General features: G+C 48.5%; 23 protein-coding genes and 1 pseudogene. 23 read left to right on the top strand and 1 reads right to left on the bottom strand.

Going from position 1 to position 21,045, the window contains the following annotated elements; translation table 11 throughout:
- On the bottom strand, nucleotides 1–387 hold a 387-nt coding region (locus WG8_RS09710; RefSeq protein WP_007429977.1), incomplete at its 3' end, for a nucleotidyltransferase family protein.
- A gap of 286 nt (nucleotides 388–673) precedes the next feature.
- Between WG8_RS09710 and WG8_RS09715 the strand changes: the two genes are divergently transcribed.
- From WG8_RS09715 to WG8_RS28275, 23 genes and pseudogenes are all read left to right on the top strand, one after another.
- A complete protein-coding gene (locus WG8_RS09715; protein WP_007429978.1) occupies nucleotides 674–1,192 on the top strand; it encodes a YceD family protein in 519 nt (172 codons plus the stop codon).
- 190 nt (nucleotides 1,193–1,382) lie between these two features.
- Nucleotides 1,383–1,556 carry a 50S ribosomal protein L32 gene (gene rpmF, locus WG8_RS26400; protein WP_007429979.1) on the top strand — a complete coding sequence of 58 codons (174 nt, stop codon included), beginning with the start codon at nucleotides 1,383–1,385 and terminating at the stop codon, nucleotides 1,554–1,556.
- A 276-nt stretch (nucleotides 1,557–1,832) separates the two neighbouring features.
- Nucleotides 1,833–2,429 carry a transcription factor FapR gene (gene fapR, locus WG8_RS09720; protein WP_007429980.1) on the top strand — a complete coding sequence of 199 codons (597 nt, stop codon included), beginning with the start codon at nucleotides 1,833–1,835 and terminating at the stop codon, nucleotides 2,427–2,429.
- On the top strand, nucleotides 2,413–3,405 hold the full coding sequence (gene plsX, locus WG8_RS09725) for a phosphate acyltransferase PlsX (protein WP_007429981.1): 993 nt from the start codon (nucleotides 2,413–2,415) through the stop codon (nucleotides 3,403–3,405). The genes fapR and plsX overlap by 17 nt, the downstream gene beginning before the upstream one ends.
- Nucleotides 3,406–3,413: 8 nt before the next feature.
- The gene (locus WG8_RS09730; RefSeq protein WP_043890901.1) at nucleotides 3,414–4,403 is read left to right on the top strand and encodes a beta-ketoacyl-ACP synthase III; all 990 of its coding nucleotides are present in this window, start codon (nucleotides 3,414–3,416) and stop codon (nucleotides 4,401–4,403) included.
- Between the two features lie 79 nt (nucleotides 4,404–4,482).
- Complete coding sequence (gene fabD, locus WG8_RS09735; protein ID WP_007429983.1) at nucleotides 4,483–5,424, top strand: ACP S-malonyltransferase; 942 nt, start codon at nucleotides 4,483–4,485, stop codon at nucleotides 5,422–5,424.
- Between the two features lie 42 nt (nucleotides 5,425–5,466).
- Entirely contained in the window at nucleotides 5,467–6,216 is a 750-nt protein-coding gene (gene fabG / locus WG8_RS09740) for a 3-oxoacyl-[acyl-carrier-protein] reductase (RefSeq protein WP_007429984.1), read from the top strand.
- 109 nt (nucleotides 6,217–6,325) lie between these two features.
- Complete coding sequence (locus WG8_RS09745; RefSeq protein WP_007429985.1) at nucleotides 6,326–6,559, top strand: acyl carrier protein; 234 nt, start codon at nucleotides 6,326–6,328, stop codon at nucleotides 6,557–6,559.
- A 219-nt stretch (nucleotides 6,560–6,778) separates the two neighbouring features.
- Nucleotides 6,779–8,017 (top strand): beta-ketoacyl-ACP synthase II, encoded by a 1,239-nt coding sequence (fabF, locus tag WG8_RS09750; RefSeq protein WP_007429986.1) that lies wholly within the window; start codon nucleotides 6,779–6,781, stop codon nucleotides 8,015–8,017.
- 12 nt (nucleotides 8,018–8,029) lie between these two features.
- Complete coding sequence (gene rnc, locus WG8_RS09755; RefSeq protein WP_007429987.1) at nucleotides 8,030–8,728, top strand: ribonuclease III; 699 nt, start codon at nucleotides 8,030–8,032, stop codon at nucleotides 8,726–8,728.
- 271 nt (nucleotides 8,729–8,999) lie between these two features.
- The gene (smc, locus tag WG8_RS09760) at nucleotides 9,000–12,569 is read left to right on the top strand and encodes a chromosome segregation protein SMC (RefSeq protein ID WP_007429988.1); all 3,570 of its coding nucleotides are present in this window, start codon (nucleotides 9,000–9,002) and stop codon (nucleotides 12,567–12,569) included.
- Between the two features lie 38 nt (nucleotides 12,570–12,607).
- On the top strand, nucleotides 12,608–13,624 hold the full coding sequence (gene ftsY / locus WG8_RS09765; protein WP_007429989.1) for a signal recognition particle-docking protein FtsY: 1,017 nt from the start codon (nucleotides 12,608–12,610) through the stop codon (nucleotides 13,622–13,624).
- 207 nt (nucleotides 13,625–13,831) lie between these two features.
- Nucleotides 13,832–14,482 (top strand): PAQR family membrane homeostasis protein TrhA, encoded by a 651-nt coding sequence (trhA, locus tag WG8_RS09775; protein WP_007429991.1) that lies wholly within the window; start codon nucleotides 13,832–13,834, stop codon nucleotides 14,480–14,482.
- Nucleotides 14,483–14,657: 175 nt separating this feature from the next.
- Entirely contained in the window at nucleotides 14,658–15,026 is a 369-nt protein-coding gene (locus WG8_RS09780) for a putative DNA-binding protein (protein WP_043890902.1), read from the top strand.
- 52 nt (nucleotides 15,027–15,078) lie between these two features.
- Nucleotides 15,079–16,455 carry a signal recognition particle protein gene (gene ffh, locus WG8_RS09785; RefSeq protein ID WP_007429993.1) on the top strand — a complete coding sequence of 459 codons (1,377 nt, stop codon included), beginning with the start codon at nucleotides 15,079–15,081 and terminating at the stop codon, nucleotides 16,453–16,455.
- A gap of 65 nt (nucleotides 16,456–16,520) precedes the next feature.
- The gene (rpsP, locus tag WG8_RS09790; protein ID WP_007429994.1) at nucleotides 16,521–16,793 is read left to right on the top strand and encodes a 30S ribosomal protein S16; all 273 of its coding nucleotides are present in this window, start codon (nucleotides 16,521–16,523) and stop codon (nucleotides 16,791–16,793) included.
- Between the two features lie 23 nt (nucleotides 16,794–16,816).
- Nucleotides 16,817–17,047, top strand: coding sequence for a KH domain-containing protein (locus tag WG8_RS09795; protein ID WP_007429995.1), 231 nt, complete (start codon nucleotides 16,817–16,819; stop codon nucleotides 17,045–17,047).
- A 96-nt stretch (nucleotides 17,048–17,143) separates the two neighbouring features.
- Nucleotides 17,144–17,659, top strand: coding sequence for a ribosome maturation factor RimM (rimM, locus tag WG8_RS09800; protein WP_007429996.1), 516 nt, complete (start codon nucleotides 17,144–17,146; stop codon nucleotides 17,657–17,659).
- Nucleotides 17,659–18,477 carry a tRNA (guanosine(37)-N1)-methyltransferase TrmD gene (gene trmD, locus WG8_RS09805; protein ID WP_007429997.1) on the top strand — a complete coding sequence of 273 codons (819 nt, stop codon included), beginning with the start codon at nucleotides 17,659–17,661 and terminating at the stop codon, nucleotides 18,475–18,477. Before rimM ends, trmD begins: the two co-directional genes overlap by 1 nt.
- 226 nt (nucleotides 18,478–18,703) lie before the next feature.
- The gene (rplS, locus tag WG8_RS09810; protein WP_007429998.1) at nucleotides 18,704–19,048 is read left to right on the top strand and encodes a 50S ribosomal protein L19; all 345 of its coding nucleotides are present in this window, start codon (nucleotides 18,704–18,706) and stop codon (nucleotides 19,046–19,048) included.
- A 101-nt stretch (nucleotides 19,049–19,149) separates the two neighbouring features.
- Nucleotides 19,150–19,776 (top strand): signal peptidase I, encoded by a 627-nt coding sequence (gene lepB, locus WG8_RS09815; protein ID WP_007429999.1) that lies wholly within the window; start codon nucleotides 19,150–19,152, stop codon nucleotides 19,774–19,776.
- Between the two features lie 87 nt (nucleotides 19,777–19,863).
- Nucleotides 19,864–20,724, top strand: a complete 861-nt coding sequence (gene ylqF / locus WG8_RS09820; RefSeq protein WP_043890903.1) for a ribosome biogenesis GTPase YlqF — start codon at nucleotides 19,864–19,866, stop codon at nucleotides 20,722–20,724.
- A 213-nt stretch (nucleotides 20,725–20,937) separates the two neighbouring features.
- Nucleotides 20,938–21,045 (top strand): annotated as a pseudogene (locus WG8_RS28275) (ribonuclease HII); the annotation flags it as partial.

The raw sequence follows: 21,045 nt of genomic DNA on the forward strand, positions 1-21,045 counted from the left end.
GATGCCGGCCTTGAGCTCGGCCGGCTCTGCCGCCAGCACGCGGGCCAGCGCGCGCAGCGGCGCGATGTCTCCGCTCTCGCTGCCGAAGCAGAGTGCGTCGACGACGCCTGTGGCGCGGAGCAGGGCGACCGCCCCGTGGGCGAACCATTCTGCGGGCTGAATGGCATAGGCCACAGGCAGCTCGACAACCAGGTCCACGCCCATGGCGAGTGCCATTTCGGTGCGGGACCATTTATCCGTAATCGCGGGTTCCCCCCGCTGGAGGAAAGGACCGCTCATCACAGCCACCGTGCGCTCTGCGCCAGTGATGCGAAGAGACTCCTTCCAGTGATGAACATGTCCGTTATGCAGCGGGTTATACTCTACAATAACTCCGAGTGTTTTCAAGGCGGTATGTCGGCTCCTTTCTTTAATAGCTGATCCGGGTAACTATTCTGAACAAGACCATTGAGACCTGAAGCAAAAAGCTTTATACTCGCATTATTGTACACGAAGAGTGGCGGGGGTACGAATACGCTCAGGTACATGATCCGTACAACGTATTTTCACTTCCTCATAAAACGTGCTGTACCATTGGAAGACCAATGGTTTTGTATGTGGTGTAAAGTGAAAGGTGTTGACAAACGACTCGATCAGTCGGTATAATAATTTTTGTTTGTTTGGAGTGATAGTGATGCAACTATTTTTTCGCAAAGTAGCAACAAGTGACGGTCCTTTTCCTATCCGTGAATCTCTAAACGTGAGTGAATTGGTGGATGATCGTGCTGATGTTACGGCCGTTTCCCCGCTGGAGACCGATTTGGTCGCCATTAGTCTGGGGCAAGGCTTGATGAGCGTGGAAGGCACGCTGACCGCAGGTCTGGACATGCTGTGTTCACGCTGTTTGAGCCCGATGCACGAGGATTTGAAGATTGAATTCCGTGAACGGTTCAAGCAAACCTCTTCAGGTAGTGAAGAGGAGGATGAAGATGGCGAATTTATCGCAGTGACGGAGGATTCCTTCGACATTGCACCGTATTGCAAAGAACTGTTTGTACTGAATGTGCCGTTTGCGCCTGTGTGCAGTGAGAATTGTCAGGGGATCGCACCAGCAGCCGGACAAAACTGGAGTATCGGCTCCGATGACAGTGATGATGGCAGTACGGACAAGATTGATCCGCGTCTGGCAGGGCTTAAGGATTTTTTTAAATGAGAATTGAGTTCAATTCTGAAAAAAATCATCATCCGCTTGTGCTGGGGAGTTACAGAACCCGTGCATGGATGTTGCAGGCTTGATTCACCGGCTGTAAAGTAACTGCTTCCGCTAGTTACCTTCAGTCTTGAATGAGATAAGAAGTCATACCCGCTTTTGCGGGGTCGATTTGGTTAAGGAGGTGGGAATAATGGCAGTACCTCAACGGAGAACATCCAAAACTCGTCGCGACAAACGTCGTACTCACTTTAAACTGGCAGTACCAGGTATGGTGAAATGCTCCGAATGCGGCGAATTGAAACTTGCTCACCATGTGTGCAAAGTTTGCGGAACGTACAAAGCTAGAGAGATTATCTCTCAATAATGTCCGATAAGTGGATTCTTTGGAATCTTCGCAGGGAAAGTGGCGCTTCACTCCAGTGAGGCGTCACTTTTTTTATTTGCATGCTTTCTTTTTGTGTCAGCATGCTATATACTGTTTTAGTACCAGGTTCTAAGAAAGAGGGCCGAAGGGGTTCCTTTATACATACAAGATAACAAACAGGCTCGAAGCTTTTGCCGTTAGAACGTGAAGTAACCCGAACCGTCGGCTGAACGGCAGTTTATTGCAGGGAAAGGAGGCGTCACTGACATCGAACGTTTGCCGAAAAGACAGAGACAGCAGCGGCTGACTCAATTGATTGATGATAATCCGTTCGTAACGGATCAGGAATTGACGAGACAACTGAAGGTAAGCATCCAGACGATTCGGCTGGACCGAATGGAACTCGGAATCCCGGAATTGCGGGAGCGGCTAAAGCTGATGGCTGAGCGCTCCTACGATCAGGTTCGTTCCTTGCCTTTGCATGAAGTGATCGGGGATATCGTTGATCTTCAATTGGACCGAAGCGGTATTTCCATCTTTGAAATCAAAGAGGAGCACATCTTTTCACGCACCGGCATTGCACGGGGACATTATGTTTTTGCTCAAGCCAATTCATTGGCTGTCGCCGTGATTAATGATGAGATAGCATTGACCGCTTCGGCGGATATTCGCTTTGTACGCCCGGTTCATTTGGGGGAGAAGTGTATTGCCAAGGCATATGTACGCTCAAATCCTGAGCAAAAAGGGAAGGCCAAAGTGGAGGTTTTTGCCTACGTAGGAGAAGAAATGGTGTTCCAAGGGAACTTTGTCATTTATCGCTCCACGGAGGAAGAGTATAGCGAAGGAGGAAGTCAGCATGCGGATCGCCATTGATGCCATGGGGGGAGACAATGCCCCTGAGGCGACAGTAGAGGGTGCGCTATCTGCGGCGGCGGAATGGAAGGATACAGACATTACGCTGGTTGGTGACCGTGAACGGATTGAATCGGTTCTGAACGGCAGAGCGCTGCCTGCGAACCTCAGCATTCGTCATGCATCTGAAATGATCGATGCGCAAGATGAGCCTGTAAAGGCAGTACGGCGCAAAAAGGATGCCTCAATGGTCGTAGCTGGCCGAATGGTCAGAGAAGGCGAAGCGGATGCCATGATATCTGCAGGCAATACCGGTGCGCTAATGACCACAGGATTGCTGGTGGTTGGAAGAATGGAAGGGATTGAACGCCCGGCTCTTGCCCCGATGATACCGACGATTGATGATCAGGGTATGTTGGCACTGGACTTGGGAGCCAATATGGATGCCAAGCCCGAGCATCTCGCCCAGTATGCGTTGATGGGGAGCCTGTATCGTCAGAAAGTTCACGGTATGGCTTCTCCAAGGGTAGGTCTGCTGAACGTCGGGACCGAAGCCGGGAAGGGTAATGAATTGACAAAACTGACATTTCCCCTCATTGAGCAGTTGCCTGTCCATTTTGTGGGCAATGTGGAATCCAGAGATGTGTTAACCGGAAATTGTGATGTACTGGTGTGCGACGGATTTGCCGGAAACATCATGTTAAAATCGCTGGAGGGTACGGCCGGAGCGATATTTTCTCTCCTGAAAGAGCAGTTCACCAAGTCTTTAAAGACCAAGCTGGCGGCGGCGTTGATTATGCCCGAACTTCGCGGTCTAAAGGATAAGCTGGACTATAAGGAGCATGGCGGAGCTCCCTTGCTGGGACTGAGCGGACTTGTCTTGAAAAGTCACGGTTCATCTGATGGTATTGCCGTCAAAAATGCGGTAAGACAGGCCCGCACGGCCTTGCAAAACCGGTTGGTGGAAAGTATATCCAAGGAAATTAGCAGGAAGTGAGTGACGATATGAATAAATTACGGCCGGTTGGTGTGATCGGAACGGGGAAATATGTTCCTGAGAAAATTCTGACCAATAAAGATCTGGAAGAGATGGTAGAGACAAGTGACGAATGGATTGTCAGCCGTACAGGGATTCAGGAGCGCCATATTGCGGCCCCGGAGCAGGCTACATCTGACTTGGCTTATGAAGCGGCGATTAAGGCTTTGAAGTCTGCTGGTATGACGGCAGAGGATTTGGATCTGATCATTGTAGCTACGGTCACACCGGATATGGCATTTCCGTCAACTGCCTGCATTCTGCAGGACAAGTTGGGAGCAAAAGGTGCGGCGGCTTTCGATTTGTCGGCAGCATGCTCGGGTTTTGTGTATGGGCTGGCAACGGCAACGAGCTTCATTAAGACAGGCATCTATAATAATGCGCTAATCATTGGAGCAGACTGTCTTTCCCGGATTACAGATTATACCGACCGCAATACCTGTGTTCTTTTCGGAGACGGTGCAGGAGCTGTTGTGATTGGTGAAGTACCTGAAGGCAGAGGATTCCAATCCTTTGATCTCGGTGCCGAAGGTGCGGGAGGCAGCTTGCTGAACCTGGCAGCTGGCGGTTCGCGTTTGCCTGCGAGTGCGGATACGCTGGAAAACAAACAGCACTATATCTACATGAATGGACGTGAAGTGTTCAAGTTTGCGGTCCGTGTGATGGGAACGGCGACGGTGGATGTATTGGAAAAAGCAGGGTTGTCCAAAGATGACATCGATCTGTTCGTTCCGCATCAAGCCAATATTCGCATTATCCAATCAGCGATGCAGCGTTTGGATTTGCCGGAAGAAAAAGTTGTCATTAATGTTAATAAATATGCAAATACGTCTGCAGCGTCAATCCCTCTTGCTCTTGTGGAAGCGGCAGAAGAAGGCCGTATGAAGGAAGGCGACCGGATTTTGATGGTGGGCTTTGGCGGCGGATTGACCTGGGGCGCGTCGGTTCTTGTCTGGTAAGAAAACAGCAGATTTGATAGAATGTTGAATTTCTGGTATTTTACAGGATAAGCATTGGATATAGAGAGGTGCATACAAGATGGGCAAAACGGCATTTATATTTCCCGGTCAGGGTTCACAAGCTGTAGGTATGGCTAAAGACGCTTATGAAGCGATTCCAGCTGCAAAAGAGGTATTCCATCAAGCGGATGAGCGATTGGGTTTCGCGCTAAGCACATTGATTTTTGAAGGACCGGATACTGCCTTGAAGCAGACTTCAAATACGCAGCCTGCGCTGCTAACGGCGAGCATTGCGTTGCATGAAGCGTTCAAGGAAACAGGAATCCGCCCTGATTATGTGGCTGGACACAGCCTTGGGGAATACAGTGCGCTGGTGGCTTCCGGTGTCCTCGCATTCGGGGACGCGGTTGAGATCGTACGTGCACGTGGCGAGTTCATGGAGCAGGCCATACCTGATGGACAAGGCGGAATGGCTGCTGTGCTGGGAGCTGACCGTGAAGCGCTGGCAGCACTATGCCGTGATATTACGGAGGCTGGTCATCTGGTTGAACTGGCCAATATCAACTGCCCCGGACAAATCGTCGTATCTGGCACGAAGGAAGGCGTAGCTGCGGTGGCTGAACGCGTGAAGGAAGCAGGCGGCAAGCGGGCTATTACTTTGGAGGTCAGCGGTCCTTTCCACTCCTCATTGATGAAAGAAGCGGCAACCAAGCTCTCCGGCAAGCTGGAGGCTGTGGCCTTCTCTGAAGCTCAAGTTCCGGTTGTGGCTAATGTAACGGCAAAACCTGTGTGTGAGGGTAACGAAATTCGCCAGCTGCTTGTGAATCAGGTCTATTCCCCGGTGCTGTGGGAAGACAGCGTGGCGTGGCTGCTGGAACAGGGTGTTGACACCTTTATTGAGTTCGGACCTGGAAGTGTTTTAACCGGATTGGTTAAAAAGATCGACAAAACGGTTAAGCTGTATAATATAAACAGCCTGGAGTCGTTTGCTTCTGTAGCAGAGGCCTTGGAGGCCCGCTAAAAGGTTTAGTGATTGCCTATATACTTGCAAGGAGGTACTATGATGTCTAAGCCATTAAGTGGAAAAACGGCGCTGGTTACGGGAGCGTCGCGCGGAATTGGTCGTAGTATCGCGCTGGCGCTGGCTGAAGCAGGCGCTAATGTGGCGGTAAACTATGCTGGCAGCGAAGCGGCTGCGGCTGAGGTTGCAGAGCAGATTCGGGCCAAGGGCGTGGAAGCTATTATGGTTCAGGCTAATGTCGGTCGTGCTGACGAGGCGGATCGTTTAATCAAGGATGTCATCGACGCTTGGGGCAAGATTGACATCTTGGTGAATAATGCCGGGATAACAAGAGATAATTTAATCATGCGCATGAAGGAAGAAGAGTTCGACCAGGTGATCGAAACGAATCTGAAAGGTGTGTTTAATTGCCTCAAGGCAGCTACACGGCCTATGATGAAGCAGCGTTCCGGTCGAATTATCAATATCTCTTCTGTTGTCGGTGTACTTGGCAATGCAGGTCAAGCAAACTATGTAGCTGCTAAAGCAGGCGTGATTGGTCTTACCAAATCCTCTGCTAAAGAGCTTGCTTCAAGAGGCATTACAGTCAACTGTGTAGCACCCGGATTCATCGATACGGACATGACGCAGGTGCTGGCTGACGATTTGCGCGATAGTATGCTTGGCAGTATTCCGCTGGCCCGTCTCGGACGGCCTGAGGAAATTGCGAACGTGGTGCTGTTCTTGGCCTCGGACGCTTCCTCATACATGACGGGCCAGACTTTGCATGTGGATGGCGGCATGTACATGTAGTGACGTGTTGCCAATCCACATGCCGTGATGAAGAGTAATGAATGAAAACTCTCTTCTATGGCATTTTAATTGTAATTTTCGTATAATACCTAAGGAGGAGGTGAGCCGGATGTCCGACGTATTGGAGCGCGTAAAACGCATTGTCGTTGACCGTTTGGGAGCCGACGAAGCCGAAGTTACACTTGAAGCATCTTTTAAAGATGATTTAGGCGCTGATTCTCTCGATGTAGTTGAATTGGTTATGGAATTGGAAGATGAGTTTGATATGGAAATCTCTGATGAAGATGCAGAGAAAATTACAACTGTAGGTGAAGTTGTAAAGTACATACAATCTCATACCTAATTCATGTCAACAAAGTCCCGTTCTGTTACAGGCGGGACTTTCTCCTAATTATACAGATTGAACTAAAGACGGAATTGCCGTGTATTTTGAGCTTGACCTAACTTAGTAAAAGCTGAAGATGATGCGGCATTACTAACTTTAGTTGATTCTATATTATTTCTGCGCACAAAGCGTGCGACCTTAAAATACAATTTGCAGTAGATATAGAGGTGATTATCTTTGAAACAACGAGTTGTCATAACAGGAATGGGTGTAATCACTTCGCTGGGACAGGATTTGAACACACTGTGGGATAATCTGATGGCTGGAAAATCTGGCATCAGCGCAATCGAAGCTTTCGATACAACCGAGTATCCTACGAAAATAGCCGCTTCCGTTAAGGATTTTAATCCGGAGGATTACATGGATCGCAAGGACGCACGTAAAATGGACCGCTTTGTACAGTTCGCGGTTGCAGCCAGTAAACTGGCGCTTAAGGATAGCGGGCTTGTTATCGGAGAGAATGCGGAAGCCGAGCGTGTAGGTGTATCTGTAGGCTCCGGTATTGGCGGATTGGGTACTTGGGAGGATCAGCACCATACATTAATCGAAAAGGGACCTAAACGCGTAAGCCCTTTCTTTATCCCGATGATGATTGCCAATATGGGCTCCGGCCAAGTGTCCATTTCACTCGGTGCCAAAGGACCCAATACTTCGCCAGTAACGGCTTGTGCCACAGGCAGTCATGCCATTGGTGATTCTTACCGGATGATTCAACGTGGTGATGCTGACGTCATGATTTGTGGCGGTGCTGAGGCGACGATTCGCCCGATCGGTATGGCTGGATTTTGTTCCATGCGGGCGATGTCCACGCGCAACGATGAACCTGAAAAGGCAAGCCGTCCTTTTGATACGGAAAGAGATGGATTCGTGATGGGCGAAGGCTCTGGTGTTCTGATTCTGGAATCGTTGGATCATGCTTTGAAGCGTGGTGCACGTATTTACGGCGAAGTGATTGGCTACGGTCTTTCTGGCGATGCCCATCATATGACGGAGCCTGATCCAGAGGGTGCGGCGCGCTGTATCAGAATGGCGATCCGCGATGCTGGATTGAAGCCGGAAGAGATTGATTATATCAACGCTCACGGTACGTCGACTCCGGTGGGTGATAAATCGGAAACGGAAGCAGTCAAGAAAACGCTTGGAGAGCATGCTTATAAGGTAGCAATCAGCTCGACCAAGTCAATGACAGGGCATCTCTTGGGTGCAGCGGGCGGCGTTGAAGCCGTAATCTGTGGTCTTGCCCTTCAGCATCAGACGATTCCGCCTACGATTAATCTGGATAATCAAGACCCGGAATGCGATCTTGATTATGTGCCTAACAAGCCAAGAAAAGCGGAACTGAATGTGGTTATGTCCAATTCCTTTGGTTTTGGCGGTCACAATGCTACGGTTATTCTAAAAAAATATGAAGCGTAAGGGGTCAGTTCGTTGAGTGGAGACTTGAAGCAATTACAGCAGAAACTTCATATTCAATTCAACAATCGGCAGCTTCTGAAGCAGGCCTTTACGCACGCTTCCTACGTAAACGAGCATCGATTCAGTCAGCATGCAGACAATGAGCGCCTTGAATTTTTAGGTGACGCTGTGCTGGAGCTGACTGTATCCGAGCAATTGTACAATCAATACCCTAACCGACCCGAAGGCGAACTGACCAAGCTGCGCGCAGCTATTGTCTGCGAGCCTTCTCTGGTGAAGTTTGCTGTCGGGCTTGAGTTCGGGCAATATGTACTGCTTGGAAAAGGTGAAGAGCTGACGGGTGGACGTACTCGTCCCGCTTTGCTCGCCGACGTGTTCGAGGCGTTCGTAGGCGCGCTTTATTTGGATCAGGGTCTGGAGGCCGTCCGGTCGTTTCTGGAACGTTATATTTTTCCTCAAATTGTGTTAAATGGCAAGCTCCAGATGAGTGATTTTAAAACAGAGCTTCAGGAACTGACACAGCATCATAACATGGGGATGCTTGAATACAGGATTGTGGAGGAGCGCGGACCTGCCCATGAGCGCGAGTTTGTAGCCGAGGTATATATGGACAGCGAACGGCTGGGGGCTGGTACAGGACGCTCCAAAAAAGAAGCTGAGCAGCAAGCGGCGGCAGTAGCTTTAAACCGTTTGAAACTGGCTGAATCGTAATCGGTACCTGTGCGGCCCGGACGGGTTACGCAAGCAGGGGACACAAAGTAAGAGCAAAGGGCAGTCCGCGGGGGAGTCCCGGCCCGCAAAGGCGAATGGACTGCGTTTTGCTCTTTTTTCGTGGCTTGGCTGCAGTGCGTTGAACGTCGATGTTGAACGTCGGTAGTGTGCTTTATCCAAAGTAGTCTTGTGCTACAATAGGGATAATTCATGCCCATCAGGTAATCGGTGTTGTACAAGCATATTTGAAATGTTAGAGGTGAAATTGAGCATGTTTTTAAAGCGCATTGAGCTGGCGGGCTTCAAATCGTTTGCAGATAAAACGGAAATGGAATTTGTCCGCGGCATTACGGCAGTCGTCGGACCTAACGGAAGCGGAAAAAGTAATATTTCCGATGGCATTCGCTGGGTGCTGGGCGAACAGAGCGCCAAATCACTGCGTGGCGGCAAAATGGAGGATATTATTTTTGCTGGCAGTGATGCTCGCAAGGCTGTTAATTATGGTGAAGTATCGCTTACGCTGGATAATGAAGATCAGGCGTTGCCTCTGGATTTTGGCGAAGTCACGGTAACTCGTCGTGTGCACCGGAGTGGCGATAGTGAATATTTCATTAACCGACAGTCATGCAGACTTCGGGATATTACCGAGTTGTTTATGGATACAGGGATTGGTAAAGAGGCTTACTCCATTATCGGGCAAGGACGCATTGAAGAGATTTTGAGTACCCGATCCGAGGACCGTCGAGGTATTTTTGAGGAAGCATCGGGTATCGTAAAATATAAATCACGTAAAAAAGAGGCGGTTCGCAAGCTGGATGACACGGAGCAAAATTTGCTGCGCATTCACGATTTGGTCAGCGAGCTGGAGGATCAAATCGGCCCGCTTAAGGAGCAATCGGAAAAGGCGATTCATTATAAAGAGCTGCGTAGTGAGCTGAAATCAAAAGAGATTTCGATGTACGTCCATCAAATTGAACAAATTCATACTTCGTGGAGCGATGCGACTTCCAAGCTAGCCTTGCTGCAGCAGGAGCAGCTTCAGCTGTCTACGGTGGTATCCCGCCACGACGCGATGCTGGAGAGTGAGCGTAATGAATTGCGTCAGCTTGAGGAGCAAGTCGAGCGCCTGCAAAGTGATTTGCTGCAGTACAGTGAGGCTACAGAAAAGAGCGAGGGCTACGGTGAATTGCTGAAAGAGCGTACACGCAATTTGCAGGCTAACCGGGAACAGCTTATTCTATCGCTCAGCACGAGCGAGGCAAGGCATTCCGATCGCAAAAATGAACTGGATCAGCTGAATGAAAAGCTGTCTGCATTAATTGTAGAGCTTGAAGAACTGCGTGCGAGGCTATCTGATGAAGAGGCCAAGCTGATTGGCGTCACAGGCGGCATCAGCCAGGAGCAGGAGGAAAGCCTTAAAGGCAACCTGCTGGAGCTGATGAACCAAATGGCACAGGCGCGCAACGAAATCCGTTATACCGACCAGCAGAAGGAAGCGCTTGAGCGGCGGGTGAACCGTGTAAGTGACGAATCCGGTAAATGGGAAGCACAAAAAGTCGAGCTGGATCAGCGCAAAAAGGGATTGGAAGCTGCTATTCAGAAGCTGGGACAGGAAATCAGTAGTCTGCGCAGTGGATATATTCAGGGGAGTGAAAAGTACCAGGCGCTGCAAAAGCTGCTGGAAGAAAGTCAAGGCACCATTCGTAAATGGGAACAAAAACGTGAGGCGCAAATTTCACGCCGAGATACGATGAAGGAAATGCAGGATGACTTTGACGGCTTTATGCTGGGTGTCAAGGAAGTATTGAAGGCTGCGCGCAAAGAAACCTTGCACGGTGTACACGGAGCGGTGGCGGAGCTGATTCGGGTGCCTGAGCATTTGGAGCAGGCGATGGAAACGGCTTTGGGCGCTTCCGTACAGCATATCGTCATGGAAAATGAATCGGTATCCAGACAGGCGATCAGTTTTTTGAAGCAGCGTCAATTGGGTAGAGCGACTTTTTTGCCTATGGATGTCATTCGACCGCGCCAAATCGGTGCGGGGGAGCGCCAAATTGCGGAAAGTGCTGATGGCTTTATCGGAATCGGTGCGGATCTTGTTCAGTATGATGAGCGGTATGCCGGAATTGTAGGCAGCCTCTTGGGGAATGTGGTCATAGCGCGTACGCTGGAAGATGCGAACCGGATTGCCGCCCGTTGCCAGTATAGATATCGTGTTGTGACGCTGGAAGGCGACGTCGTCAATGCAGGTGGTTCCATGACTGGTGGTAGCCAGTTTAAGAAAAATGCCAATCTGCTTGGGCGCAAACGTCAGCTGGATCAGTTGGATCAAGATATTTTAGATACGGAGCAGCAAATTGCGAGATTGCGTCAAAGCGCCGTGGATACCAAACGCCAGCTGGAGGAGACACAGACCCGTTTGGAGGAGCTGCGTCAGGCCGGAGATGTGAAGCGCGGCGAAGAGCAGCAGACCGCAATGGAGCTCAAGCAGCTGGAGCATGAACTGCGTCATGTGTTGGAACAGGTGGCTGCGTCTAGTCAGGAGAAAAAGGGCTTCGACCAGGAGATAAAAGAATTGGAAACTGCACGTGAAGAAGCGTTGGCCAAGTTGGCTGCGCTGGAAGAGGAAGAGAAGAAAACCCATCAAGCCATCCACGCTGCCGAATTTGCTCGTAAAGCCAACGAATCTGCCAAAGAGCAGCTGCAAGGTGAACTTACCAATCTCAAGGTTAGAGAAGGCAAGCTGGATCAGGAGCGCTTTTCATTGGAAGAGCAGCTGCGCAGATTGCGTGGAGATTATGATACTCTTGGCAAGGACTCGAGACAGAATAAAACCCTGCTGGCTTCCATCGAAGCTGATCTGCTGACCAATGAGCAGGAGAGCGTAAAGCAAATTGAAAATCTCAATCAATACCGTTTGAAAAAGGAAGAAGCCTCACAGCAGTTGGAGTTCAAGCGGGCTGCACGCAGCAGCTTGTCCAAAAAGCTGGAATTGGCTGAGAATGAGACAAAAGAGCAGCGAATCCAGCTTAAATCGGTTGAAGAGCAGCTTCGTCAAACGGAAATCGGAGTGAATCGGCTTGATGTAGAACTGGAAAACGTGCTCAAAAAATTAAGCGATGATTATGAACTCAGCTACGAGCTGGCCAAGCAGCGCTACCCGGTGCCGGAGGATATTGAAGGCACGCAGGCTGAAGTGCAAAGGCTCAAACGCGGTATTTCCGGGCTGGGCGAGGTCAATCTGGGTGCGATTGAGGAATATCAGCGTGTGCATGAACGTTATACGTTTCTCGATGAGCAAAAGTCTGATCTGGTGGAGGCCAAAACCACGCTCTATCAGGTTATTCGTGAAATGGATGATGAAATGTCCAAACGTTTCAAATCTACGTTCGATGCCATTCGGCGTGAATTTGGCACGGTTTTCTCCAAGCTGTTCGGAGGCGGACGGGCTGATCTGGTACTGCTTGACCCGGAACGCCTGCTGGAGACGGGAATTGACATTGTAGCTCAGCCACCGGGCAAAAAACTGCAAAACTTGCAGCTGCTGTCGGGCGGTGAGCGGGCGTTAACGGCGATGGCGCTGCTGTTTGCCATTTTACATGTTAAACCTGTTCCATTCTGTGTGCTCGATGAAGTAGAGGCTGCATTGGACGAAGCCAACGTAGTGCGTTTTGCACAGTATTTACGGGAATTCTCGGAGCAGACACAGTTCATTGTAGTTACTCACCGCAAGGGCACAATGGAAGAATCCGACGTGCTGTACGGGGTTACGATGGAGGAAGGGGGGGTTTCCAAGCTCGTATCTGTCAAGCTGGACAGTGACGAAGCCGAGATTGCCTGATATCCAATAACATACTTTCAAATCAACGGAGGGAACCTATGAGTTTCTTTAGAAAATTAAAGGAAAGCATTGCAAGCAAAACAGAATCCGTCACCAAACAGTTTAAGGACGGACTGGAAAAAACAAGAAAAGGCTTTGTTGAAAAAGTAACGGATCTGATGATTCGCCGCAAAAAGATTGATGAGGAGTTTTATGAGGAACTGGAGGAAATTCTGATCGGAGCGGACGTAGGTGTCAACACGGTGATGAACCTCATTGAAGACCTGCGGGTAGAAGTGAAAAAACGCAAAATCGAGGATGCATCCGAGCTTCAGCCTGTATTGTCGGAAAAGCTATCCGAGCTGCTGCGAGGCAATGACAATAGTCAGCTCCAAATGAGCTCTAACGGCATTACAGTCATTCTATTCGTCGGGGTCAACGGTGTCGGCAAAACAACAACTATTGGCAAGCTGGCTCACCGTTTTAAACAAGAGGGTAAAAAAGTGCTGCTGGCTGCCGGAGATACGTTCCGTGCCGGTGCGATTGAACAGCTGGAGGTATGGGGTCAACGAGCAGGTGTTGAGGTTATCAAGCAGCAATCCGGTTCCGATCCGGCTGCGGTTATGTATGATGCCGTACAGGCTGCCAAGCAGCGTCAGGTAGATGTTTTGCTGTGTGATACTGCAGGACGTCTTCAGAATAAAAGCAATCTGATGGAGGAGCTGAACAAAATTTTCCGTGTTATCCAGCGTGAAATCCCGGACGCTCCTCACGAAGTGCTGCTGGTACTCGATGCCACGACCGGACAAAATGCACTGAACCAGGCCAAGCTGTTTGGAGAGAAAAGTGGCGTAACCGGGCTGGTGCTGACGAAGTTGGATGGTACAGCAAAGGGTGGAATTGTTGTGGCAATCCGCCAAGAGCTGAATTTGCCTGTTAAGCTGGTGGGCTTAGGCGAAAAAGTGGATGACCTTCAACCGTTTGATTCTGAGCAATTCGTTCATGCATTGTTTGCGGGCTTGATTCAGGAAGAGGCTGGTGAAGCAACTGGTGCTGGAGAGGAAGAGCAGCGCTGATTTAGGTTGTACAGGATGGCCTGGAAGTTTGGAGGATGTCTTGCAATCGCCTAGCCTATCAGGTTCGGGGCTTGAGCTTGGCCTGTTGCTGCTCGAGGTGGTGGAGATATATATCGTAGAGATATATAATGAGAGCAACGGGTCTGTCGATGTCGGATATATATTTTTGTATATAAAAAAAATTACAGAAAGCCGGGTGAAGAACCGATGGTGAACACCTATACTTATTCCCGACGGGAGGAAGTAGCCAACGCCATTACACATGGAATTGGAGTCGTTTTAAGTGTGGCGGCGCTTGTGCTGCTCATTGTTTTTGCCAGCTTAAAAGGGACTGCTTGGCATGTCGTCAGCTTTACGATTTATGGGATAACCATGCTGCTGTTGTACACCAATTCCACGTTGCTTCATAGCCTCCATGAAGGGAAATTGAAGGATTTGTTCGAAATATTCGATCATTCTTGCATTTACCTATTCATTGCAGGCAGCTACACCCCGTTTATGCTTGTTGCATTGCGAGGGACTTTAGGCTGGACGCTGTTTGGAGTGGTATGGGGAATCGCTTTGGTCGGTGTGCTGTTCAAGGCGTTCTTCACCAAACGCTTTCTGTTCATGTCCACTGTGTTTTACATTGTGATGGGCTGGCTCATCATCATTGCCTGGAACCCTCTGGTGGCGGTAGTTCCCGCTGGAGGGATGACGTTATTGTTCGTAGGTGGCCTTCTGTACACGTTGGGCACGATTTTCTATGTATGGCGGGCATTTCCGTATCATCATGCAATCTGGCATCTGTTTGTTTTGGCAGGCAGCATACTTCATTTTCTGGCAATTCTGCTGTATCTTACTCCAGTCAGGGTTTAAGGAACAGGGAGAAAAAAGTCGATCCGTAATTCCATTCAAGGGTTGTGGATCGGCTTTTTTTTGGTTGACAAGGGATAACGCTTGACATCTTCTTTTCTTTTATGTATGATAAGGAACGTTGAAAAGAACTGTAAAGTGTTTTTCCTTGACGATGGAGGCAATGGAGGTATTGGTGATGAGTCAGGAGAATCGGCTGGAAAAGACAAACCGAATTAACCGACTGTTTGACTTCTATGAACCTCTGCTTACGGAGAAGCAACAGATGTTTTTGAAATATTACTTCCATGATGATTTTTCTCTGGGAGAGATTGCTTCGGAATTTGAAATTAGCCGTCAGGCAGTGTATGAACATATTAAACGTGCTGAACAGGTACTGGAAATGTATGAGGAAAAGCTTGGATTGCTGAGCAAGCATGAACGCAGAAGCCAAGATCTGAAAGAGCTAAATGCAGCGTTGCAGGAGGCATTCGGTAAGATGGGCGAGCCCCATGAAGGCACTCTGCAGCATGTTCATCAAATTGTAAATCGCCTGCAGGAATTGTAGGTCATATAAATGAGTAAATAAACAACCCTGGTAGACAAGGAGGTGCGAAAGTATGGCATTTGAAGGATTATCGACTCGCTTGCAAAATGTATTCAGTAAACTGCGCGGCAAAGGGAAAGTGTCTGAGGATGATGTAGCTCAGGCGATGCGTGAGGTACGATTGGCTTTGCTTGAGGCGGACGTTAACTTCAAGGTTGTAAAGGACTTTATTGCCAAGGTGAAAGAGAAGTCCGTTGGTAAGGAAGTAATGGACAGCTTTACGCCGGGTATGGTCATTATCGACATCGTGAACAAGGAATTGACCGAGTTGATGGGTGGCAGCCAGGCCAAGCTTGCCAAAGCTAACAAGCCGCCTACAGTCATTATGATGGTGGGTCTCCAGGGTGCAGGTAAGACGACGACGTCTGGCAAACTGGCGAAGCTGCTGCAAAAGCAAAATCATCGTCCGTTGCTTGTAGCTGGTGATATCTACAGACCGGCCGCGATCAAGCAGCTCCAGATTCTCGGCGAACAGATCAATGCACCTGTATTTACCCTCGGAGATCAGACAAGCCCGGTGGAGATTGCAAAGCAGGGTTTGCAGCATGCCAAGGATAACGGTAACGATTACGTTATTATAGACACTGCTGGTCGTCTTCATGTTGATGAAGAGCTCATGGAAGAGCTGCGCCAGATTCATGCTAACGTCAAGCCAGACGAAGTTCTGTTGGTGGTAGATAGCATGACGGGGCAGGACGCAGTTAATGTTGCAGAGCACTTTAACAGTAGCCTGGAGCTAACGGGGGTTGTACTGACGAAGTTGGATGGCGACACTCGTGGTGGTGCGGCCTTGTCAGTTAAGGCTGTGACGGGATGCCCGATCAAGTTTGCTACACTGGGTGAAAAGCTGGATGCGATGGAGCCGTTTCATCCGGAACGGATGGCTTCACGGATTTTGGGTATGGGCGATATGCTGTCCCTGATTGAAAAAGCGCAGTCCAATATCGACGCTGACAAGGCGAAGGAAATGGAACGGAAAATGCGCAATGCCGAGTTTACTTTCGAAGATTTTCTGGAGCAGATGGATCAGGTTAAAAAGCTTGGCCCGATTGATCAGATTCTTGATATGATTCCCGGCATGGGCAACATGAAGCAAATGAAAGATATCAAAGTGGATGATAAGCAGATGGGCCGTATTGAGGCTATCGTGCATTCAATGACCACACAGGAGAAACAAAACCCGGACATGATTAATCATAGTCGGCGCAAACGGATTGCTGTAGGTAGTGGAACGTCGTTGGCTGAGGTAAATCGTCTGATTAAACAATTTGACGAAATGCGCCGTATGATGAAGCAGTTCTCAGATATGATGGGGCCTAAAGGCGGCAAAAACAAGGCTCTGAAGCAGTTGAAGGGTATGGGTAAGGGCTTGAAGTTTCCTTTCCGTTAAGGCTCTTGGGCCGTTGGAATGATGGATAACATATACAGTCTACTTTTTGAAGGAGGTGAATTTTCGTGGCAGTTCGTATTCGTCTGAAACGTATGGGTGCACATAAAGCTCCTTTCTATCGCGTCGTGGTATCTGATTCCCGTTCCCCGCGTGACGGTCGTTTTATCGAAGAAATCGGTTATTACAACCCTATTACAGTACCAGCGGTTGTAAAAATTGATGAAGATAAAGCGCTGAAATGGTTGCAAGATGGTGCACAAGCATCCGACACTGTTCGCAACTTGCTTAGCAAAGCGGGCGTGATGAAAAAGTTTCATGAGCTTAAAACACAGAAATAAGGTGCTGATACGGAGGGTCAACCATGGAAGAATTAGTGATAATCATTGCTAAGGCTTTAGTCGATCATCCGGATGATGTAACCGTGAAGACCTTGGAGAAGGATCGGCTTGTTGTATATGAGCTTAGTGTGCATCCTGAGGATGTAGGTAAAGTCATTGGCAAGCAGGGTCGTATCGCCAAGGCGCTTCGCACTGTGGTTGCATCAGCAGCCGTTAAGATGGATAAACGGGTTACCGTAGACATCATATCTTAAAGATATACGAAAGTGGGTTAGGATGTATGTCCTAACCCTTTTTCGTACATGATGAAGATGATATGGAGCGGACCGATTATGTGCAGGAGGAACACGATGCAGCAATTGTTTAATGTCGGGAAAATTGTGAATACCCATGGAATTCGCGGTGAGCTTAAAATATTAACGACTACTGATTTTCTAGAGGATCGTTTTGCCAAAGGCAGCGAGCTATTGATTGTTCCGGCGGATGGTAAAGCACCGCTTCCCGTAACTGTCGAGACAGCGCGTTTTCAAAAAAATATGGTCATCGTCAAATTTAAGGAATATCACAATATCAATGATGTTGAAAAATACAAAGGTACTTTGTTGAAGGTATCTGCTGAACGTCTAGGCGAGCTAGAAGAAAATGAATTCTATTTTCATGAAGTTATCGGCCTGGAAGTCATTACAGAAGACGGAGAAAAGCTTGGTGTGGTCAAAGAAATTTTGACTCCGGGAGCCAATGATGTATGGGTAGTCAAAATGCCTAATGGCAAGGAACTGCTATTGCCATATATAGAGAGTGTTATTTTGAATGTAAACGTGCGTGAAAAGCGGGCTACGGTACGGTTGATGGAAGGACTGCTATAATGCGGGTGGATGTGCTGACCCTGTTTCCTGAAATGTTTGATGGCGTATTTAATGCAAGTATTCTGGGAAAAGCAAGGGATAAGGGAATAGTTTCACTGCAAGCGGTTAATTTTCGCCAGTATGCCGGTAACAAGCATGGACAGGTAGATGATACGCCCTATGGCGGTGGGGGCGGGATGGTATTAAAGCCTGACCCTATTTTTGCCGCGGTGGAAGCGTTGTTGGATGAGTCAGAGCGTCCTATTTTAGAGGCTGCCGATGGAGTTGTCCATCAAGAGAAGAGCGAAGGAAACGCTGATTTGAAAGCTCCGCGTATCATTTTGATGTGTCCACAAGGTGAGACCTTTACGCAAAAGAAAGCGGAGGAGTTGGCCCGAGAAGACCATCTTATTTTTATATGCGGACATTATGAGGGCTATGATGAGCGGATTCGCGAGCATTTGGTGACGGATGAGCTTTCTATCGGCGATTATGTACTGACTGGCGGAGAGCTGCCAGCGATGACTGTTATTGATAGTGTGACACGGTTGCTGCCAGGAGTGCTGGGCAATGAAACAAGTGCAATTACAGACTCATTTAGCACGGGGCTGTTAGAGTACCCGCATTATACCCGGCCTGCTGAGTTTAGGGGCTGGAAAGTGCCTGATGTGCTGCTGTCAGGGCATCACGTTAATATTGATGCATGGAGAAGACAGGAGGCATTGCGCCGTACGTTGGAACGCCGACCTGACCTGCTGGAGAAGGCTGAGCTGACAGGCAAGGAGCGCGCGTGGATTGAGGAGCATTGCAAACCGGACTGCTCGGAGAACAAGCGTTAAAGTGCTTTAGTCATAAGTGGATTTGAAAGCAGGTAGCAACCTGTTCTATAATGAAGTCAAATTAAATAAATGTTTGGTCAAATCCCTTTTTGTTGTTGCAATACGGTAACCTCCATGATACAATACTTCTGTTGTGTGTAATACGGTGGTCCTCTGTGGATGATGAAGGAAACGGATATGTTTCCAGAAGAAACATGAACACCTGTACGGAAGGAGGGAGTCATAGATGAATATCGTCCAAGCGATCACTGAAGAACAACTGCGTAAGGATCTGCCTAACTTTCGTCCTGGTGACACTTTGAAAGTGCACGTGAAAGTTATCGAGGGAACTCGTGAGCGTATCCAGTTGTTTGAAGGTGTAGTAATTAAACGCCGTGGTGGTGGAATCAGTGAGACTTTTACAGTTCGTAAAATTTCTTACGGTGTAGGTGTGGAAAGAACTTTCCCGCTTCATTCCCCAAAAATCGATAAAATCGAAGTGGCTCGCCGTGGTAAAGTGCGTCGTGCGAAGCTTTATTATCTTCGTGAACTGCGCGGTAAAGCAGCGAGAATTAAAGAAATTCGTCGTTAATACAACGAATAACGAAAGGGGCTTGGTTACAAGCTCCTTTCGTTTTTTCTACGTACATAGGGAACTGTGGATTATTGACCGTAAAGAGAGGACAGTGAGCTATGGAGCAAGAAGTAGGACAAGGAGCTGTGCAGCAGCCAACCGATCAGGATGGTACGCCCAAGCGTAAACCAAAAAATGAAATTTTTGAGTGGCTAAAGGCCATCATTATTGCGTTAGTGCTTGTCTTTTTAATCCGTTGGCTTCTCTTTAAGCCGTTTATTGTGGATGGACCGTCGATGCAGCCTAACTTTCATACGGGAGAACGTGTCATTGTAAATGAGATTTTATATGATTTTCGTGACCCTAAACCGGGTGAAGTGATTGTGTTCCATGTTCCGAAAGAAGGAAGAGACTTCATCAAGCGCGTCATTGCCGTTGCGGGTGATACGGTCAAGGTAGAAGGTGACACGATTACAGTGAATGGCAAGCCGATTCAGGAACCTTATCTCAAGGCTCCTTTGGCAGAAGCGCATCAAAATGGCGAGCTTTACAACAAATTTACCAATTTTCCAAATGAGAAGTTTAAGGATGGAAAAGTTCCGGCAGGGCATATTTTTGTTATGGGCGATAACCGTTCCAATAGCACAGACAGCCGGATGATTGGATATGTTGATTTGAAGGAAGTCGTGGGCCGGGCTGACGTTATTTTCTGGCCAGCGAAGGATATGAAGTGGATTAACCACTAAAACAACTAATATGCAGCATAGCTGCCGTAATTCTCTGGCGGAGCCTAAAAGGCAAGGGTAGGAATTGCGATCAATGAGGTGATGACGGTGACGATTCAATGGTTTCCTGGTCATATGACCAGAGCGCGCCGCCAAATTGAAGCAAAATTAAAGCTGATTGATTTGGTAATTGAGCTGATTGATGCTCGATTGCCGCTTTCGAGCCGAAATCCAATGATTGATGATATTCTGCAAGGAAAGCCGCGAATGATTATTTTGAATAAGGCAGATCTGGCGGACCCGGTAGTATCGCAGCAGTGGATTGCCTATTTTAAGGAGCAGGGGCATGTCGCCTTTCAGGTGGATGCTACGACAGGGACAGGGATGAAGGAAATTCCGGTTCAGGCCAAGCTGTTGCTTAAGGAAAAAATAGATCGGCAGATTTCCAAAGGAATGAATCCGCGTCCTATACGTGCTTTGATTGTCGGTATTCCGAATGTCGGCAAATCGACACTGATCAACCGAATGGCAGGACGTAATATTGCAGCTACAGGTGACCGTCCGGGGGTAACGAAGGCACAGCAGTGGATCAAGACCGGAGAAATTGAGTTGCTGGATACACCGGGCATTTTGTGGCCTAAATTTGAGGATCAGAACGTCGGCTATCGTCTGGCAGTTACAGGAGCGATCAAGGAAGAAATTCTGAATGTAGAGGATATCGCCTTTTTCGCAACAAAATATTTTGTCCAATATTATTGGGATGCCATGGCAGAGCGTTTTGAGCTTACCGAACGTCCTGAGGATACAGAAAATCCCGATGATGTTGTCAGCGTTATGGAGGCTATCGGACGTAAACGTGGCTGTATTGTTAGTGGCGGACGTGTAGATCTCGAAAAGGCGTCAAAAATTATTTTGCGCGAGCTGCGTGCAGGGAAGCTGGGACGTTTCAGTTTGGAAGCCCCTTACTGATTGTGGTCGGTGTGCCCAAGACAGAACATAGCAAATTGCGGCAAGGAAGAACCTTCCCCATCTCTCCGGAGAGGAGGAAGGTTCTTTGTTATGTGTTTTGGTATGTAAAGGTAGGTAGAAAAGGGTTTTGGACGGTGCGGGTCTGTGGTAAGCTGAATTACATCATACAGAGCTACGGCATGTAAACTACATATGGATGGGCAGGTATTGAGGATGGAAGACAAAGAGGTAGTGGTAAAGGACATGCTGCATTATGAAAAAAAGTGCTGGGAGCAATCCTGCGAGCGAATCGCTGGTATTGACGAGGTAGGCCGAGGCTGT

Source organism: Paenibacillus sp. Aloe-11 (genome assembly GCF_000245715.1).
GTDB classification, from domain to species: Bacteria; Bacillota; Bacilli; order Paenibacillales; family Paenibacillaceae; genus Paenibacillus; species Paenibacillus kribbensis.